This is a genomic window from Chryseobacterium sp. Leaf405 (assembly GCF_001425355.1).
Classification (GTDB): domain Bacteria; phylum Bacteroidota; class Bacteroidia; order Flavobacteriales; family Weeksellaceae; genus Chryseobacterium.
In genome coordinates, this window is the sequence record NZ_LMQN01000001.1 from 337,313 (window position 1) to 356,158 (window position 18,846).

General features: G+C 35.6%; 17 protein-coding genes. 2 read left to right on the forward strand and 15 right to left on the reverse strand.

Annotation, left to right across the window (positions count from 1 at the left end; translation table 11 throughout):
* Positions 1–47: 47 nt before the first annotated feature.
* Positions 48–2,150 carry an outer membrane beta-barrel family protein gene (locus tag ASG22_RS01530; RefSeq protein WP_055979491.1) on the reverse strand — a complete coding sequence of 701 codons (2,103 nt, stop codon included), beginning with the start codon at positions 2,148–2,150 and terminating at the stop codon, positions 48–50.
* Between the two features lie 173 nt (positions 2,151–2,323).
* On the opposite strand from ASG22_RS01530, the gene ASG22_RS01535 reads away from it, so the two are divergent.
* Together ASG22_RS01535 and ASG22_RS01540 are read left to right on the forward strand one after the other, a co-directional pair.
* Entirely contained in the window at positions 2,324–3,346 is a 1,023-nt protein-coding gene (locus tag ASG22_RS01535; protein ID WP_055979494.1) for a sensor histidine kinase, read from the forward strand.
* Entirely contained in the window at positions 3,339–4,025 is a 687-nt protein-coding gene (locus tag ASG22_RS01540; RefSeq protein WP_055979497.1) for a LytR/AlgR family response regulator transcription factor, read from the forward strand. Before ASG22_RS01535 ends, ASG22_RS01540 begins: the two co-directional genes overlap by 8 nt.
* Positions 4,026–4,360: 335 nt before the next feature.
* Here the strand turns inward: ASG22_RS01540 and mdlD are convergent, their stop codons facing one another.
* The 14 genes from mdlD to ASG22_RS01610 all read right to left on the reverse strand — a co-directional run bounded on the left by mdlD (position 4,361) and on the right by ASG22_RS01610 (position 18,485).
* Positions 4,361–5,680 carry an NAD(P)-dependent benzaldehyde dehydrogenase MdlD gene (mdlD, locus tag ASG22_RS01545; protein WP_055979500.1) on the reverse strand — a complete coding sequence of 440 codons (1,320 nt, stop codon included), beginning with the start codon at positions 5,678–5,680 and terminating at the stop codon, positions 4,361–4,363.
* A gap of 3 nt (positions 5,681–5,683) precedes the next feature.
* Positions 5,684–6,115, reverse strand: a complete 432-nt coding sequence (locus ASG22_RS01550) for a MarR family winged helix-turn-helix transcriptional regulator (RefSeq protein ID WP_055979502.1) — start codon at positions 6,113–6,115, stop codon at positions 5,684–5,686.
* A gap of 48 nt (positions 6,116–6,163) precedes the next feature.
* Positions 6,164–6,844, reverse strand: coding sequence for a type 1 glutamine amidotransferase domain-containing protein (locus ASG22_RS01555; RefSeq protein ID WP_055979505.1), 681 nt, complete (start codon positions 6,842–6,844; stop codon positions 6,164–6,166).
* Between the two features lie 464 nt (positions 6,845–7,308).
* On the reverse strand, positions 7,309–8,088 hold the full coding sequence (locus tag ASG22_RS01560; RefSeq protein ID WP_055979508.1) for an SDR family NAD(P)-dependent oxidoreductase: 780 nt from the start codon (positions 8,086–8,088) through the stop codon (positions 7,309–7,311).
* A 26-nt stretch (positions 8,089–8,114) separates the two neighbouring features.
* The gene (locus ASG22_RS01565; protein ID WP_055979511.1) at positions 8,115–11,183 is read right to left on the reverse strand and encodes an efflux RND transporter permease subunit; all 3,069 of its coding nucleotides are present in this window, start codon (positions 11,181–11,183) and stop codon (positions 8,115–8,117) included.
* A 6-nt stretch (positions 11,184–11,189) separates the two neighbouring features.
* Positions 11,190–12,233: an efflux RND transporter periplasmic adaptor subunit gene (locus ASG22_RS01570; RefSeq protein WP_238586834.1), complete on the reverse strand. Its 1,044-nt coding sequence runs from the start codon at positions 12,231–12,233 to the stop codon at positions 11,190–11,192.
* A 13-nt stretch (positions 12,234–12,246) separates the two neighbouring features.
* A complete protein-coding gene (locus ASG22_RS01575) occupies positions 12,247–13,581 on the reverse strand; it encodes a TolC family protein (protein WP_055980240.1) in 1,335 nt (444 codons plus the stop codon).
* 57 nt (positions 13,582–13,638) lie between these two features.
* Positions 13,639–14,256 carry a TetR/AcrR family transcriptional regulator gene (locus ASG22_RS01580; RefSeq protein ID WP_055979516.1) on the reverse strand — a complete coding sequence of 206 codons (618 nt, stop codon included), beginning with the start codon at positions 14,254–14,256 and terminating at the stop codon, positions 13,639–13,641.
* Positions 14,257–14,422: 166 nt separating this feature from the next.
* Complete coding sequence (locus ASG22_RS01585; RefSeq protein ID WP_055979518.1) at positions 14,423–15,118, reverse strand: VIT family protein; 696 nt, start codon at positions 15,116–15,118, stop codon at positions 14,423–14,425.
* 64 nt (positions 15,119–15,182) lie between these two features.
* A complete protein-coding gene (locus ASG22_RS01590; protein ID WP_055979521.1) occupies positions 15,183–16,352 on the reverse strand; it encodes a DUF3570 domain-containing protein in 1,170 nt (389 codons plus the stop codon).
* A gap of 27 nt (positions 16,353–16,379) precedes the next feature.
* Complete coding sequence (locus ASG22_RS01595) at positions 16,380–16,607, reverse strand: DUF4266 domain-containing protein (RefSeq protein WP_055979523.1); 228 nt, start codon at positions 16,605–16,607, stop codon at positions 16,380–16,382.
* A gap of 41 nt (positions 16,608–16,648) precedes the next feature.
* Positions 16,649–17,575, reverse strand: a complete 927-nt coding sequence (locus ASG22_RS01600; RefSeq protein ID WP_055979525.1) for an FAD:protein FMN transferase — start codon at positions 17,573–17,575, stop codon at positions 16,649–16,651.
* Positions 17,576–17,578: 3 nt separating this feature from the next.
* On the reverse strand, positions 17,579–18,025 hold the full coding sequence (locus ASG22_RS01605) for a thioredoxin family protein (RefSeq protein WP_055979527.1): 447 nt from the start codon (positions 18,023–18,025) through the stop codon (positions 17,579–17,581).
* 43 nt (positions 18,026–18,068) lie between these two features.
* Positions 18,069–18,485 carry a hypothetical protein gene (locus ASG22_RS01610; RefSeq protein ID WP_055979529.1) on the reverse strand — a complete coding sequence of 139 codons (417 nt, stop codon included), beginning with the start codon at positions 18,483–18,485 and terminating at the stop codon, positions 18,069–18,071.
* Between the last annotated feature and the right edge of the window lie 361 nt (positions 18,486–18,846).

Here is an 18,846-nt window from a genome sequence, read left to right on the forward strand (position 1 = left end):
TTTTCCATCAAACATGGTATATGAAATACTAAAGTTCAGTAAGAAATTTAATTTACTCTATCCACTTCTTCAAACTTGATATTCTTTTTTTGGATTTGTTTTTTATTATTCCCGAAGGTATAGTTCACACTCAGTCTCAAACTTCTGCCATCCCAATAATTATTGAAATATTGGCTGTTATCTTTGAAAAACATATCACCACGGAATCTTTGGGCAAAAATATTCGTTACCGTTGCATTGATTTGCAGTTGCTTTTCCATCAAAGAAAACTTAAATCCTGAATTCAGATTAGAAAAATTATGAATATGAGTATTCACATTATCGTTTGGTAAACTTTGGTCGTAATTTAAAAACAGAGAAATCGTTCTTTTTTTGTTCAACATAAAAGTGTTGTTGATAGAATAATTGAATGAATTTCCTTTCTGAGCGACGGCTTCAATTCCGAAAACTTCTGAAGTTTGGATGGTTGCATTCAAGGTAACTGTTGCTTCCCAGAATTTGAAAAAAGTATCGGTGTAAGAAGCATTTATGCCGTAGGAATCGTTGTTATAATAATTCAGATAGCCTCCGATTTGGGATTTTTCAGTAAGATTGGCAATTTGTCCGAACGCATTTTTTAGTTTTAAATAATAAATACTCGCCGAAAATTTATTATTGAAAGTATAACCCAATTCAAGATTATTGATGTAAGAAGGTGTGAGCAAAGGATTTCCTGTGGAATAAGAATAAGGATTTTCATACCAGCGAAACGGATTCAAATTACTCATACTTGGACGGTTAATTCTTCTGGAATAAGAAAAACTGAACACATTTTTTTCATTTTTATAAGACACAAAAGCAGAAGGAAACCATTGTCCGTAATTGAAATTATTCACTGTGCTTTTCACAGACGTATTTTCATATCGTATTCCGGCTTTCGTTTCCCAATGTTCACCGAAATTCTTTGCAAAACTTCCGTACACTGCATAATTTTCTTCCTGATATTCGAATTGACTTCCTTTTTCTTCATCAATGATGTATTGATTATTTTCAAGATTCAAATATTTCAAATCCGCAGAATTCCTGAATTGATTGAACTTTACTCCTGTTTCTATCATCCCAAAAGAAAACGGCAACTCCAAATCTGCCTGAACAGAGAAAATTTGTGGTTTAACTTCCGACAAAGTTTTCACATCCTGAACCGTATTCTCCGGAAGTGTCAAAGTTGAAAAATTAACTTCTGTATCATTGTTATTTTTATAAAAATTTCCAGCTAAACTCAATTTCTTTCCTAATGAATCCAACTTCAAGTCATAATAAGCACTGAAAGTATGCGTTGGCGATTTTTCTCTGTGAAAAGTATTGGTTAAAAGGTTTGTTTCTTTTAAATCTGAACTGATGTTTCGGGTTGTATTCAAAATATTCATTCCGTTTTTGTCGCCACCAAAAATATATTCAAATCCAACTTCAGAATTTTTATTGATTTTATAAGAAGCGTTCAAACTTGGTGCTAAATCCTGCCACATATCTTTTCGGATAGATTGGCTGTAATTTTTCGATGCACCGAGAATCGTAAATCTTTCATCTGTACGTTTCGCACCTTCAATATAAGCTGTTTTTAAACTTAAACTAAATTTTTCAGTTTGGTAATTCAAAGTTCCGTTCGTGCTTCCATTGTGATAAGTCCTTTGCGTCAGTCCAGAACTGATATTTCCGCTGAAACCAAGATTCGGATTTTTCTTTAGAATAATATTGATAAGCCCGCTGTTTCCCTGAGCTTCATATTTTGAAGGCGGAGTCGTAATCACCTCGATTTTCGAAATATTTTCAGAACGAATAGATTTTAAATAATTCAAAAGCGCAGTTCCGGAAAGATTCAGCATTCTTCCGTTTACCATCACATTCACAGAACTTTTCCCGGTAATAGAAATCGTTCCCAGATTTTCATCCACTTTCAACATGGGAACATTGGCTAGAGTTTCGCCAGCATCCATTCCTTGAGAAGCGATGGATGCATCTACATTGAAAATTAATCGGTCAGCTTTTCTTTCCAGTAATTTTTTCTTTATCAATATGTTAACTTGCTCGATTTCCTTTAGACTGTCTTTTTGAGTTTGGGCAAAAGCTGCTGTTGAAAATAATGTTGCGATGAATAGATAAGTCAGTTTCATAATTTCGAATAGTTTAATTTTCTTGGTACAAAAGTATTTTCAAACTAAATTTTATGAAATAGCATTTAGATTTGTCCCAATTTTAATCCGACCAAAATATGTTCATCGATAAAAAATGGAGGTTTGTCGGAAATGGTTTGGTTGAAGAAAACTTAGAAGCTTACATTTGAAATATGAAAAAACAACAAATCATCTTACTGCAGATCATCTATTGGAGTCTCAACTTTTTTGGAGCCGTGATTACGCCTGTTTTCTTTTTTGCGAAAGAGAATGATTTGCAGAGTACCGTTTTGAGAACTACTTTTTTCCTAAGTGGTATTTTTACATTTTACATTTGTTATTTAATCATCATCCCCAAAATTTTCAAGCCTGAGAAAATCTATACTGCAATTATTTCATTTTTTTTGTCGATTGTTTGTTTTGCTACGATTAGATATTCTTTAGAAGAAATTTTAGCGCCCGCAACATTTGGATTCAGAAATTATGACCAAGAAACGGGATTGCTTTTTTACTTTTTTGATAATATTTATTATGGATGTATCAACGTATTTATCGCAGGTGTTTTATGGTTGCTGGAAAAATTTGGAGTGATAGAAATTGAAAGACAAAAATTGGAACAGGAAAGAAATCAAGCGAAAATTCAAGCTTTAAAAACACAAATTAATCCTCATTTTATATTCAATACACTCAATAATATCTATTCTTTGGTGTATCAAAACTCTGAGAAAGCTTTGCCTGCGATTGAAGAATTGAGTCAATTATTGAGATACAGCACCAAAGACTTAGAGAAAGATTTCATTCCATTGGAAAAGGAAATCGGTTATTTAGAAAGTCTGATTGAACTTGAAAAACTCAGAATCAAAAATCCGGAATTATTAATGATTAATAAAAAAATTAATTTCCCTACTATGAATATTTCTCCCATGCTTTTGGTTCCGTTTGTGGAAAATGCTTTTAAACACGGCGACTTCAGTGGAAAAGGTTTTGTAGTAAAAATTTCTGATGAGAATCAAAGGTTGCAGTTTTACCTTCACAATTTTAAGAAATCGAAATCAAAAGATTCACTTTCCGGAATTGGAATCGGGAATGTGAAAAAACGTCTGGAAATTCTTTATCCAAACAAACATGAACTGAATATTACTGAAACCGAAACCGATTTTACCGTAGATTTGAAAATTGATTTAAAAAATGGATAAAATTAAATGTATTGTTGTTGATGACGAACCGCTTGCAGTTTCTTTGCTTGGAAGTTATGTGGAGAAAATCCCTTTCTTGGAGCTGGTTTTTTCTACAGAAAATCCAATTGAAGCCATGGAATTTATCCAAAATAACGAAGCAGATTTGATTTTTCTCGATATCCAAATGCCCGAACTTTCAGGCATTAATTTCATGAAGATCGTCGGCAGCAAACTCAAATATATTCTCACAACAGCCTATACAGAATATGCTTTGGAAGGCTACGAACACAATATTATCGATTATCTTCTGAAGCCAATTTCTTTCAGTAGATTCGAAAAAAGTACACAAAAAGCTTTGGAAAGATTTACGATAAATGAAACCAAAGAAAATACTTATTTTTTTGTAAAATCTTCCGGACAGCAGCATAAAATTAATTTTGATGAAATTCTTTTCATAGAAAGCATCAAAGATTATGTGAACATTAAAACTGAAAATCAGGAATATATCGTTCTTGATACGTTAAAATCTCTGGAAAATCAATTGCCGGAAAATTTTGCGAGAGTTCATAAATCTTTTATTTTAAACCTCGATAAAATTGAAAAAATTGACGTTAAAAATGTCTGCTTAAGCTCTGGAAGAGAAATTCCTATTGGTGAAACTTATAAGTCTGATTTTTTTAAGAGATTAAAAAAATAATCCTTTATTTCTAATTACAGTTAAAAATAACAAGACTTAAAGTTTATTATTCTATACCCGTTGTGCATTTTGATGTACTTTCGTCACTTCGAGTAGGTTTTTGAAAAAAATCGTATCGAGAAGTTTGTAATTGAAGGCAGATCTATTCTCGATACATTTTTTCTCCACTTCATTACGAAAAAACACTCGAATTGACGTATCTAACATTAAAATTTTTCAAAATGCACAAAAACACTGAAGATCCTTCTTCAGTGTTTTTTCTATTTGCAGCTGTTTGTATTTTTGAAGTTTAAGCTTTTCCCGTGGAATTATTAAAGTAAATTATCATATTCTGCTTACTTAACTTGCAAAATCGATCTTTGGTGACTGAAATTTTCCAAACTAAATTTTCCGTGGTATTTTCCCATTCCTGAAGTTCCCACCCCACCAAATGGCAGAAAATGAGATCCTACGTGAATTAATGTGCTGTTGATTTCCGCATCTCCGCTGGTGGTTCTTGCAATTACATCATCTGCAAAATTTTGATCTTCAGAAAATACATACAATGCCAAAGGTTTTGGTCTGTTGTTGATTTCTTTTAGCGCTTCGTCAATATTGCTGTACGTTAAAATCGGTAAAACCGGACCGAATATTTCCTGCTGCATCACCGCATCATTCCAATTGACATCCGACATTAATGTTGCTTCAAAATGACGTGTTTCCAAATCATAATTTCCGCCATACACTACTTTTTCAGGAGCATCTTCTAAATATCCTGCTAAATTCTTTATCTGATGCTGACTTACTATTTTTCCAATCTTTCCTAATGATTCATCGTTGTAAGTCGCTTTCAAGTAAGATTTAAATTGATCAATTAAAGCATCTTTAACCGATTCATGAACATAAATATAATCCGGAGCAACACAGGTTTGTCCGCAATTAATCCATTTTCCGGCAGAAATTCTCTGAACAGCTTTCTCTAAATCTGCATCGTGATGAACAATCGTTGGAGATTTTCCTCCTAACTCTAAAGTTAAAGGGATCAATTGTTCTGCAGCAGCTTTCATTACAATTTTACCTACATTCGGACTTCCAGTAAAGAAGATATAGTCGAAAGGAAGACTTAATAAATAAGTATTTTCTTCAATAGCACCTTGAAAAACGGCTACATATTTTTCGTCAAAAGCTTCAGTTACAATCTTCTCAATAACTTCTGCAACGTGTGGAGTATTTTCAGAAGGTTTAATAATCGCTGTATTTCCTGCCATTAATGCCCCAATTAAAGGACTGAAAGTGAGCTGTACAGGATAATTGAAAGGCCCGATAATATAATTTACCCCATAAGGTTCGTAAATATATTTGCTGATAACTTCAGCTCCTGAAGAATGAGGTTTTGATGCTACGAAAGTCGGTTTTACCCATTCTTCCATATTTTCAATCATATCATCCAGCTCATCCAGCACAATTTGCACTTCCACATATTCAGCTTCTGCTCTGCTTTTTCCTAAATCGATATTCACGGCGTCACAAATTGCATCAGTATAACCTGCAAATACGTTTCGTAAATTTTGTAACTGTTTTTTACGGAATGCTATTTCTTTAGTTTGTTGAGTTGCGAAAAATTCTTTTTGTTTTTCGAATACTTCTTTTATTCTGTTTTGAATTTCTGTTGTCATTTTTTACATTTTTTGCGCTCCATCAAATACCTTATCGGATAAAGTTTTTAGAGCATGCATATCATCTAAATTAAGATTCAGTGCAGTTAATATTTGACTCGGAACACAAGCTGCTTTTTCTTTCAATTTCTCTCCTTCATCTGTCAAATTGATTTCTACAACCCGTTCGTCGCTTTTTCTTCGGGTACGGGTAAGAAGATTTTTAACTTCCAAACGCTTTAATAACGGGGTTAAAGTTCCATTGTCCAATTTTAATTTATCCCCTAATTGGTTAACAGTCAGCCCATCATTTTCCCATAAAGCCATTAATGTGATATACTGTGGATACGTTAAACCTATATTATCCAAAATAGGGCGATATTGTTGCATAATTTCCCGATGTAAAACGTATAGAGAAAAGCACAGCTGTTTATCTAATTTTAAATAATCTTCCATCTGTATTAAATTTTAAAGGCAGTTTTTACTGCCTTTAATTGATTATTTTTACTTCTTTAAAAGTGTGATAAGCTTTTCAGCAACACTTTCTGACGATGCAGGATTCTGTCCTGTAATCAAAAGCCCATCTTCTACAACATGAACTCCCCAATCATCAGTTTTGGTATAATGACCACCTGACTTTTTTAATTCATCTTCAACTAAGAATGGAACTACATCGGTCAATTGAACTGCGGCTTCCTCTGTGTTTGAAAAACCCGTCACGTTTTTACCTTTTACAAACGGCTCTCCATTATCGAATGTTATATTTTTGAAGACACCCGGTGCATGACATACCGCACCTACAGGTTTTTCACTGTTATAAAAATCAAGAATCAATTGTTGAGAATCTTTGTCATTTGCCAAATCCCAAAGCGGCCCGTGACCTCCCGGATAAAAAACGGCATCGAAATCACCGGCCTTCTGATCACTCAATTTTTCTGTATTGGCAATAATATTTTGTACGTCCTCATCTTTATAATAACGTTCTGTTGCAGGAGTTTGCGCATCAGGAACTTCACTGTTAGGGTCAATCGGTGCCTGTCCGCCTTTTGGAGTAGCAACAACTACTTCAAATCCTGCATCTTTAAATGAGTAATATGGAGCTGCAAATTCTTCAACCCAAAATCCTGTTTTATGACCTGTCTTACCCAATTCATCGTGGGATGTTACTACAAATAGTACTTTCATTTTGTTTATATTTAGTGTTAATTTTTAGTATTAATTATTTTAAACGGTAAGTTTTACTTCAATTCTTCATTGGCATTTTTGGAATAAGCACAGATCTGATATCCTTTCTCAATTAGAATTTACGTTCGGGATATTAACATACAATTCCACTGCCAATCCAAATCCTCCATTTTCCAATGCTCACTTTAGCCATTAATCAGTTTATCCAGCTTTAATCATACTGACCAATCCTCTTGGTATCCTTACTTGAAGATTATAACTCCGCTAACTCGTAACATTCCATTTCTTACACCTTTTCAGTTGGTTAACTTTCTAATGTTTCAATTATTAGCGTTTTTTAATTACTATACAAATGTACACATAAAATTATATTGCGCAAAATATAATATTGTAAAATATTTTAGTATTTTATATTTTGATTAAATGGATGTCGGTAATGTAATATGCAATTTCATATCTTTATTTTACGAATGCTGACTCGAAAGTTTTCTTTTAATTTTCATCATCAGAACATCAGGCGTAATCCTAGGTAAGTTAGAAAGAAACCAATTCATCGAACCGACTATTTTTTTGCCTTTGCCATTTAGTAAAAGTTTCACACCAGCTTTAGCTACAACTTCAGGATGGACAGGTTTATTGGTCTTCATCATATTGACTTTAAGCATTTCCTCGTTGTAAAATCCGGTATCAATCGGTCCCGGACACAGCGCCGTAACTATCACTCCTGTTCCTTCCAGTTCCGAAGCCAGTGTTTCGGTAAATGCCAAAACGAAACTTTTTGTCGCTGAATAAACCGAATAGTAAGGAAAAGGTAGAAATGCCATCAACGAAGCTATGTTCATTATCCTGCCTGATTTCCTTGCTACCATATCTTTCACAAAGAGTTTATTGAGTGCCACCAAGCTCGAAATATTAAGGTCTATCATTTTCAATTCTTCTTGCAAAGAAGTTTTGGTAAATTCGCCATAAGTTCCTACTCCTGCATTATTGACCAATCCCGAAACTATCAGATTTTTGTTTTTAACTTCGTTGTACAATAAAATGGCATTAGAGACAACAGAAAGGTCTTTTACAATATAATGAACATCAACTTTGTAAATTGATATTAATTTTTCCTGTAGTTTTTTCAGTTTTTCCTCGCTTCTTGCGACCAATATCAGATTTTTGCCATTTTCGGCAAGCTGAACCGCCATATGATAGCCGATGCCGGATGATGCGCCGGTAAGTAAGATGTATTCTTCCATTTTTATTTAAATTTTAATGATTAATTCTAATTTTCTTCGTCTCCGTTTTCAATATTCAGACTTGGCGGAATAAGCTTGTACATTACCGGTGTGACAATCCTTGATAGAATCGTTGAACTGATGAGTCCTCCAATCAATACAATAGCTAAAGGTGCAATTAATGGATTTGAGTTTAAAGCTAATGGAATAAGCCCACAAATTGCTGTAATAGAGGTCAACACTACTGGCAAGAAACGGGTTTCTCCGGCAATAGCAATCGCTTCATCAATCGACTTTCCTTCCATTCTGAGCTGGTTGGTAAAATCCACCAGAAGCAGCGAATTTTTAACCTGAATTCCTGACAAGCCGATAAAACCGATGATGGCAACTAATGACATCGGGCTTCCATTAATTAACAATAAAATAACACCACCCAATATTCCCAACGGGATGATTGACAGTACGATAATAATTCCTTTAAATGTTTTGAATTGAAGAAGCAAAACTGCCACAAACAAAAATGTACTCAAGATAATAACTGAAAGAAAATTTCCTCCTAACGCATCGCCCTCCGATTCTTTTTCTCCAGCCAATTTATAGGAATAACCTTGCGGCATCTTCAGCTTGTCAAGTTGTGGAATAATCTCCATCAGCAGATCATTCGCATAATACCCTTTTGCAGACATTGCGGTTACTTTAGCAAAACGAGATTTGTTGAAATGGTTGATTGCTGTCGGCGAAGTTTCAAAGGTAACCGTCGCAATCTGATTCAATGCGATCGGTGCTCCCTGAACATTATTGACATAAAGATTTTTCAGGGCATCCAGGTTAGAGAATTTTTCTCTTGGTAATGTTAAGGTCACTGTCCGAGCATCGCCACGGTCATCAATATAATCACCGACAGAAAGTCCTGCTACCGCAAGACGGATCACCTTATCAACTTCGCTTGTTAATACTCCAAGTGTTCTTGCCTTTTCCTTATTTATTTTTACTTTGACATCGGTTTTGTAGGTATTCAACTCATTGTTGATGTAAACAGTTCCTTTCTGTTGTCTTAAAATATTTTCAACTTGCGAAGATAATTGTCTCAAAACAGTCGGATCTTCTCCAAAAAGTCGGACTACAATATTGGCTTCAATCGGTGTCCCTTGTTCAAAATCTTTCACTTCGACCTTTGCGTAAGGCATCGTCTTGAATTTTTCTCTTAAAATCTCTATTAGGGCAGTTTTTGTTTGAGGCTTTGCTTCATCATCCAATTGAACAAAGATCTGTGCAAAATCAGGTTTTCTGTCCTGGGGATGAACGTTGTAATAGATCTGTGGATTTCCCTTCCCGACATTCGTGGTATAATAGGCAATTTCCTTATGATTTTTTAATTCAGATTCAACAATCTTTGCCACACGGTCACTTTCCGAAATGTTTGATTGAAGTGGCGTTTTAATATTAATTAAGAACATCGGTTTTTCAGAAGTCGGGAACAGCTTAAACCCCGTAAAACTGAATAGAACAAATGCCAATACACTCAATCCCACTGAAATTCCGATGGTAATTTTAGGATATTTCAACGCTTTAGGCATAATTCCCTTGTAACTGTTCGTAAGGAATTTTTGAAGATACTGAAGGAAAATATTCCCGCCTTCGTGCTCGTGCGTTTTTAGAAATCGACTTCCCAAGAAAGGAACCAAAGTCAACGCAACTACCACTGAAGCCAAAACACTTGTAATTACCGCCATCGGAAGACTTCTGATGAATTCTCCGGCAATATCCGGAAGGAATGCCAGAGGTAAAAAAGCGATAATAAGTGTTGCAGTACATCCTACGACAGCCAGACCTATCTGTTTTGTGCCTTTCAGAACCGCCTCTTTTTTGGAATGGCCTTCACGAAGCCAACGTTCAATATTCTCAACCACAACGATACTGTCATCGACGAGTAAGCCTAATGCTACCACCAATCCTACAATACTTAGCTGATTTAATGAAAATCCCAGTGCATTCATCACAATTAATCCTAACGCCAAAGACAATGGAATAGAGATCATTACTATAATTGAAGCGCGTGAACCTAAGGGTAATAATGTAATAATTACCAAAACAATCGCCAATCCAAAATCAAAACCTAAATGCCCCAGACGCTGTGAAACCATATTCGCCTGATCGAAGTTTTTAACCAGTTTAATATTCTCAGGAAGATCTTTTGAAAACGACTCCAGAATAGGCTCAAATTGTTTCTGAACATCGGTAATATTTACATTATCCTTCATTCCGGCACTTACCAGAACGCAGCGATGTCCATTGATTCTGGTAATGTGGTCTACCGTTTGAGATTTGTAACCGACCTCCGCAACATCCTTCATATAGATAATCTTTCCGTTGGCATTGTAGATAACCGTATTGGCAACATCCTGATCGTTTTTGAATTTTCCGCTGGTTTTCACATTGAAAACTTTGTTTCCCATATCAATACTTCCGCCTGGAATGTCCGCAGCCTCGCTTTGCAAGCTTCCCATCACAACATTTAAAGGTATTCTCAATTGAGCAAGCTTATCCAGCTTGAGGTCTACTCTGATTTCCTGTTCAGGAGTTCCTGAATAGATGACATTTTTCAGATTCGTGATCTTTTCAAGTTTAGTTTTAAGTTTATCTGCCTCGTCACGAAGGTTTTTCTCTGAAGCATTTTCCGAAACCAATGCCACCTGCAGAATTTTTACATCGGAAGACGATATTTTTTCTGTCTTTATCTGATAGATATCCTTCGGAAGCTCACTGTTTTTTAATGCATTGATCTCAGTTGAAATTTCCTGATATTTATTATCGACATCGACCCCGTATTTGAATTTAACCTGAAAGGCTGCAACGCCATCTTCAACGGTTGTGAGAATCTTATCGATATTCTCCAGTCCATAGATTTTGTTTTCGATAGGTTTTACGACCTGCTCCTCCATATCTTTCGGGCTTGTTCCGGGATAAATTACGGTAATGAGATATTGTGGCGGATGTGTTGACGGATCTTCCGACCTCGGCATTGTGAACAGCGTCAAAAATCCGACAACTGCAACCAAAAGAAATATAATCAGTGTAAACTGGTAGTTTTTAACGGCAAAATTTGTAATTTTCATCGGTTCTTACTTAATAATTTTAATGGTTGACTGCTCGTTCAGGTAAGCACTGTTCGAAATGACAATCTTATCATTTTTTTGTAGTCCATCCTGAACATATACCTTATCATTTTCAAATCTGGCAATCCTTATCGGTCTCTTTTTTACCTTATTGTTTTCGATTACAAAAACAAATGCCTTGTTGCCGTCCGCTTCAATTAATGAATTGTAAGGAACCATCATAAAATCTTCCGAATGGTCAGTTTTAATTTCTGCTTTTCCGAACATCCCAACGGCAGGCTTACTATCATTCATCATTAGTTTAAGCTCAACCTGGAAAGATCCGAGTGCTCTATCCGCTGCCTGCGATTTTCTGAAGACAAAGGCATCAAACGTTTTTCCGGGATAACTATCTAAGGTTACTGATGCTTTTTGTCCGATTTTTACAGATGCCCATTCGGTGTCGGTCAAACCGACTTTCAAAAGATAATTGTTGTTATAAGAAGTCTCATTGATGATCAAAACGGGAGAACCCGGACCAACAATTTCGCCCTTATTTGCTACCTTCTGAGCAACAAAACCGTCGGCAGTCGCATATATTTTTGAATATTTTACGTTAAATGCAACGGCATCTTTCTGTTTGCGGGCAATGTCGAGACCTGTTCTTGTATTCTGAACCTGCTCTAAAGTGTATACACTGTCTTTGTAAAGATTCGTGGCCCGTTTGTAATCCCGTTCGTTTTTTTGAACATTCAAATCTGATTGGTTAAGTCCTGCACGGATTTCTGTTTCGTCCAAAGTAGCTAGCAACTGACCTTTTCTGAAAAACTGGCCTTCCTCGACAAAAACCCCGCTTACTACCCCACCAATCTTGAAAGAATAGGTTGCTTCGTTCTCTGTGGTTACTAATCCGGACGCATTAATATTTCCTGCAAGTGCCAATGAACCTACAGATGCAGTTTTAATTGGAATCACTTCAGCATTTTCAAATGGTTTTGCCTCTTTTTTTTCCTCCTTGCAGGACGAAATCAGGAAAAGAGATAAAAGTGATATTGTTATCGATTTATTCATTATCGTTATTATTTTATTTGTTAAAATTAAATGAGGCATTGGCTCTTTCCAGCTCTGCAAAGGCAATCCAGGAATTGTATAAAGAAATATTAGCATTCAGCTGAGTATTGACCACCTGATTCTGGGCATCCAGCAGTTCGATGTAGATCGCCATTCCTTCTTTGTAGAGTTTGGTAACATCTCCGTTATACTTTTTTGCTGTCTCTTTCTGCTTGAAATCCGACTCGTATTGCTCTAAAGCAGATCTCAGATTATTTTGGGAGACTTCATATTGTAGCAGTAACTGTTGTTTCACATTGTCGATTTGGGAATCAATCTTTTTACTGTCTTCATCCACCTGCTTTAGTTTGTATTTATTCTTATTGCCTGAGAAGATGTTCCATTCCAAACTTATACCTGCAAAATAATAGCGTGAACCTTTATCAACCCTGAAATCAAAATCCTGAAAACCGAGGTCTGCAAAACCACTTAATTTGGGAAACCAATTCGATCTTGTTAACTGATACACATTTTCATTGATCTCTTTCGCCTGCCCTAATTGTTTCAACTCTTCCCTGTTTGCGGTATTTTCAGCAATGAGTTCAGCAGGCAATTCCATATTTTCATCAATTTCAATCTCCGAACCCAGTTTCTGGTTGAGAAGAAAATTAAAATAAGATCTTGCATTTTTGCTTGTGTTTTTTGCCGTTTCAAGATTCGCCTCGATTCTTGCAACCTCATTATCACTTCTCAGAACTGCCGTTCGGTTGATTTTATCATTCTTAAAAAGCGATTTGTTGACCCTTTGATTTTCTTTGACGATGGACAATGCATTTTCATAAATCCTGATGCCTTCCACTGACTGCAGATATTTGTAATAGGCAATTTTTATATCCTTCACGAGTTCACGCCGATAGATTTCCAGCTCGATTTTTTGTATTGTCGTTTGTTGGACCTTGATCTTTTTGTTGTAAATAATCTCATAATTTAAGAGTGGCATCGTAGTGTGAAGTTTGACATCATAGAAATTATTAGGATTGATCAGCACCGACTGATTCTGCAATTGCGGAAAAGCATTGGAATTGGTAATTTGATTTAAGGTGCTGTATACCGGATTCAGCATATCCCCGATAGGAATATCAATCGTCCTACCCCCATCTGCAATCGTGTAATTGGTTACGAATGTAACATTCGGGGAAAACAATGACTGCGCTTCTTTAAGGGCATAAAGACTTTTGTTGATGTCGAAATTCTTCTGCTTGATGACCTCATTATTTTCCAGACCCATTTCGATATACCGGTCGAGATGGTTTTGAGAATACCCGAAAAACCCGATGAACATCAAAACCAGTGATGATAATTTTTTCATTATTATATACATTGTTTATTATTTGAACATTGTTCATTTTATTGAACAAAAAAAACTTTACAGTTTTTCTAATATTTTTAAATATTCGTTGTAACCTTCTGACATGATTGTATCTGGACTGCTGAATTTAACACCTTTGGTTCTCTGACGAATTTCGAGACAGCACATACCGTGCACCAAACTCCAGATCATAAAAGATAATGCCTCTGAATTATTATCTTTGAAATGTCCTTTAAGCATACAATCCTCAACCGTTTTTTTAACATAACCAAATGTGTTATTTCCCTCCGACCAAAGTTGATTTTTCTGTGATTCCAGATATTCCATTGGTGCTTTCAGATTAAACATCAAATCATACATCTCAGAATTTTCCATAGCAAACTTCATATAGACGAATCCCATTTTTCGAAGTCGAAGCATCGGATCTTCTTCACTTATTAAATCTTTAAAATATCCACCCAATTCCTGAAAACCTATCGAATGTAAATCATGGAAGATTGCATTTTTATCTTTAAAATAGACATAAACCGTACCCACACTATAGCTAATCTCGTCAGCTATATTTCTGATCGTAGTATGTTCTATACCCTTTTCTACGAAAAGTTTCTTTGCTCCGTTTAGAATGAGCAAACGCAAGGTTTCTTTTTCTTTCTGTTTTCTTTCGCTTATACTCATGAATAAATTTATAATGCAAATGTATGAATATTTTTTGAACAGTGTTCATTTTTAAATATAATTTTTAACATAGATGATATTTAAAGACATATGTACTTTAATAAGATATTAATTTATAACAAATGTGAATTTTAAAGTCAATTATCAGAAAAGCAGTTGTCCAAAACTATGAAACTGTTGTACCAAACAAATGTCCAATCAACGCAGTGACTCCCATCGCTACGGTTCCCCAAAAACAGATTCTCAATACCGCAATTCCTATTTTTGAACCGCCTGTTTTTGCAGAAATAGCACCCAAAATCATCAGGAATATAATTGAAAACCCATACTGGAAATAAACCATTTCTTTTATCGGAGCTAAAAGAGAAACTGTAAAAGGTAATATTGCTCCCAAAGCAAATGAGCCAAATGATGCAAACGCCGCCTGCAAAGGTTTTGCCTGCGTAATCTCGTTGATTCCCAATTCATCGTGAGCGTGAGCTGCCAAAGCATCATGTTCGGTCAATTCTGTAGCAACTTTTAAAGCCGTTTCTTTGCTTAAACCACGTCTTTCATAGATTTTTGCCAATTCTTTCAGTTCGATTTCCGGCATTTCTTCGAGTTCACGTTTTTCTCTCAACAAATCAGCTTTTTCAGTATCTTCCTGCGAACTTACGGAAACATATTCTCCTGCAGCCATAGACATTGCTCCGGCAATCATTCCGGCTAAAGCAGCGAGAATAATGGTATTTCTCTCAGGATTTGCTGCTGCAACGCCAATCACAATACTTGTGGTAGATAATAATCCGTCGTTTGCTCCCAAAACGGCGGCACGAAGCCAACCCACTCTGTTGACGTAATGTTTTTCCAGTTGATGATGCATAGCTTTTAGTTTTTAAAAAAATTTTGACTTGCTAAGAATTTAACAAGTCAAAATTAAAATGATTTTATTTAAATCTTAAATTTAATGAAATAATATCAGACTTCATACCAATTGATTTTGTATAATGTCCATACCGGATTTCTACCATATTGAGTCTTGAAATTCCAAACAAGCCATTTTTGGGATTGATTCTAATTCCTGCTCCGTAAAAATTGCTACTGAATTTCGACAAATCATAATTGCTGGTGTAAAAATCATCAAATGCCGTGTGGTGCTGATAAGGTGCAAAATATTTTGCCGACGTCTGAGAATAATATCTGTAAAACGGACTCACCGAAACAAAAGGTGAAATTTTCACAGGAGTTTCCAGGCTGAACGTATTTGATTTCAAGCCCCAATCGTCGGTGTAATAACGGTAGTAAGCCCTTACAATCACTTTATCACCAAAGAAATAATTGGCTCTTACACCCAATGGAATTTTAAAACGTTTATCAGGCAAAGCTTCCTGATGAACCGAATTATCTTTAAAATAAACCCTGTGAAAAGGCAAGCTTAAATAACCCGTCTGCTGAACCACATCACCCAAAAACTCAACCTGAAAATTCTGATTGATGATTTGAGAATATGCCAAAGAAAGCGCATAAGTATTTCTTCCGCTGGTTCCTTCGTTGTCCGCAGTTCGCAGTTCTATTGGCGCAATCATCTTTACCTGATCCATATACGCCTGGAACTTGGCGGTAAATTCGCCCATTCTGTTTTGGGTTTTTTGGGAAAATCCGATATTGGCACTGTATGACTGATAATCGTACTCAAAAGAAGTGGAAACGCCTGCCATCAAAGTTGTTCCTTTTTCTGCATTTTCACGACTCCAACTCAAAGCTGGATAAATTCTGTTGTCAGCGTGGGAAGCCGATGAATTCGCCTTCAAATCAATCATATCCGAAGATGCAGAAGTGTAATGGTCTATCCCGACACTGAATCCGAATTTGTTTTTTCTGTCTTTCTTGTCGTATTTCACCATTGTCACATCAATGGTATTGGAAATATCAGATAATTTCTCAGTTCCGATTCCGCCTGTTACAGCAGAGTTGTTTCCATCCTGTTTGTAATAGCTGGAAACCAGATTGGCTTCATCAAAAGTCAGTTTCTTTGGTTCTTGATTGACTGTATTTTCCTGCGCTTTGGCATTGAAAATTCCGAAAAGAGCAACGATACTTATGATTATTTTTTTCATTTTTTATAATTTTACCGTTACTTATTCTTAATTACAGCCACAACCGCCACCTACTTTTCCTGCATTGGCGCCAGAAGAGCCTTCTCTGTATGACTGGAAGCTCAGTTCGGTCTTTTCAATCGTTCTGTTTCCAAGCGCCATTTCGGCATCGTTGAGTTTATTTTTTTCGTATTCTTTCACCGTTACGCAAGATTGCATCGAGGCAATTATTGTTATAGAAAAGCTTACTATCGTTATTTTGATTAGATTTTTCATTTATTGAATTTGTTTTTACTATTGATATGAAATCGATGAAATCATTTTAAATTGATGTTTTGAGAGGTATAAATAGTATCATTATCATCGATAATGATGCATTCCAAATGGTTGATTTGGTTCACCATATTGAGCGCGGCATCAATGCCCATAATGCTTACCGGAGTTGCCATCGCATCGGCAATTTCTGCATTCGGACAAAAAACCGTCACACTTTTCACGCCTGAAACAGGCATTCCGGTTTTCGGATTGATGGTGTGAGAATATTTTTTACCGTTGATGACGACAAATTTTTCATAATTTCCGGAAGTTGCAACCGCCATATCTGTGATGTTCATATAGGAAAACGGCTGTCTGGAATTATCGGGGTCGGCAATTCCCACCGTCCACGGTTTTCCGTTCGCCTGAGTTCCCCAAGTCGTCAAATCGCCGGAAGCATTAACGATTCCCGAATGTACACCACATTTCTGCAATACCTGTTTAGCCATTTCCGCAGCGTAACCTTTCCCGATTCCTCCAAAACCGATTCGCATTCCTTTTTCTTTCAGGAAAACAGTCTGATTTTCGCGGTTAAGAATAATATTCTGATAATTAACGAGTTTCAGATGTTCTTTTATCAATTCAGGATTTGGGAGTTCTTTCATTTCCTTATCGAAATTCCAGAAACTCTTGTCGATTCCGCCATAAGAAATATCGAAATAGCCATCGGTTATTTTACTTATTCTAAGACTTCGTTCAATCAAATCAAAGATTTCCCAATCTACTTTTACTGGTTTTATTCCTGCATTTTGGTTGATGAAATTGGTCTGACTTTCGTCGCTGAAAGTGGTCAGAAGCTTTTCGATTCTCCGGATTTCATCAATGGCTGCATCGATGTGCAGATTTGCAGACTTTTCATCATCGCTTACAACGGTAATTTCAAAAGCGTTCCCCATTAATTTTTGAGGTCTTTTGAATTCTCTCAACATATTTTAAGGTTTTTGATTGTCTTTTATATCTCTGATTTCTTTACTGAAAGCCAAAACGTTTTCCGATGGCAAACCTTCCCAACTTTTGAGGATTTTACCGTCAGAATTCAATAAAATCGTATAAGGAAACAGTCCTTTTTGGTTGTATTGGTCGGCTAGAGCGGCATTTTCCTTTTTAAGTTCTGCAGAGAGCTGATTCTTCTTGTCTCTTGGAAAATCTGCATTGATGTAAACAATAACATTTTCGGTTTCCAGCTTTTTAAATTCATCCGTTTCGATGATATTTTTATGAAGTTTGATACACGGAATACACCAGTCTGAACCGGAAAAATTAAGCAAAATAAGCTCTTTGTTTTCTGAAGCTGTTTTTTTTGCATTCTCCAGACGGCTTTGCGCCTGAATGCAAACAGCGAAGACAACCATCAGTATGGCTGAAAATAGTGTTTTCATTATTTTTAAATTAATGATATGTAAAAAATGTTAAATTGATGATTTACAGATTGTAAATCAATTGCTTGCCTGATTTAAAAGAAAATCTTGGCGGTTCCCAGACGGAATTTAAGAAGCCTTTGAAACAATGGTCTTCGTCCATTGAAGGCATTTTATGAGAAATAATATTTACAAATAATTCTTGCTGGGTATCAATCTGCAACCCTTTATCCAATGTAAAAAGTAAAGTTAACGGTTTTGCATGAATAATAAACGGTAATTTTTGGTCTTTACCGTAATCACCGTCTTTTACAGGATGGTCATAGTGGGTTTTAAGAAATGCGGTAAGTGTCATTTCCGAATTGAGATCCTTATGTTCAAAATAATGTTCAATAAGTTGCGGGATTTTCAAAAGCTGATAGAGCTCGGTTGTGGAAACCAAAAACAGGATCAATAACAATATGGAAATAAGCTTTTTCACTCTATTAAAATTATAACTTCTTTTGTTAAGAATGATTTTAAATTAGTGCAAAAGAAACCTTTATAAGTTATGAATCTAATTAGATACAATTGAATCTTCCCATTAAACAAGGCTTTGAACAATTTAGAATCAACTGCAAAATTCAGAAATGATTTTGAAGAAATTTAGAATTTATTATTGATAATCATAACTGGTGCGCCCTTTTTCGTATCTTAAAAATAAGGTTCTACGCTTAATTTTGAAAGGTAAATCAGCATATTCAAAACAAATTAACAACAGCTTGGAAATAAAAAAAAGGAAAAACCATTAATAAAATGATTTTTCCCTTAGAGTGACCTCAGCGGTACATTTTTCGAAAAAT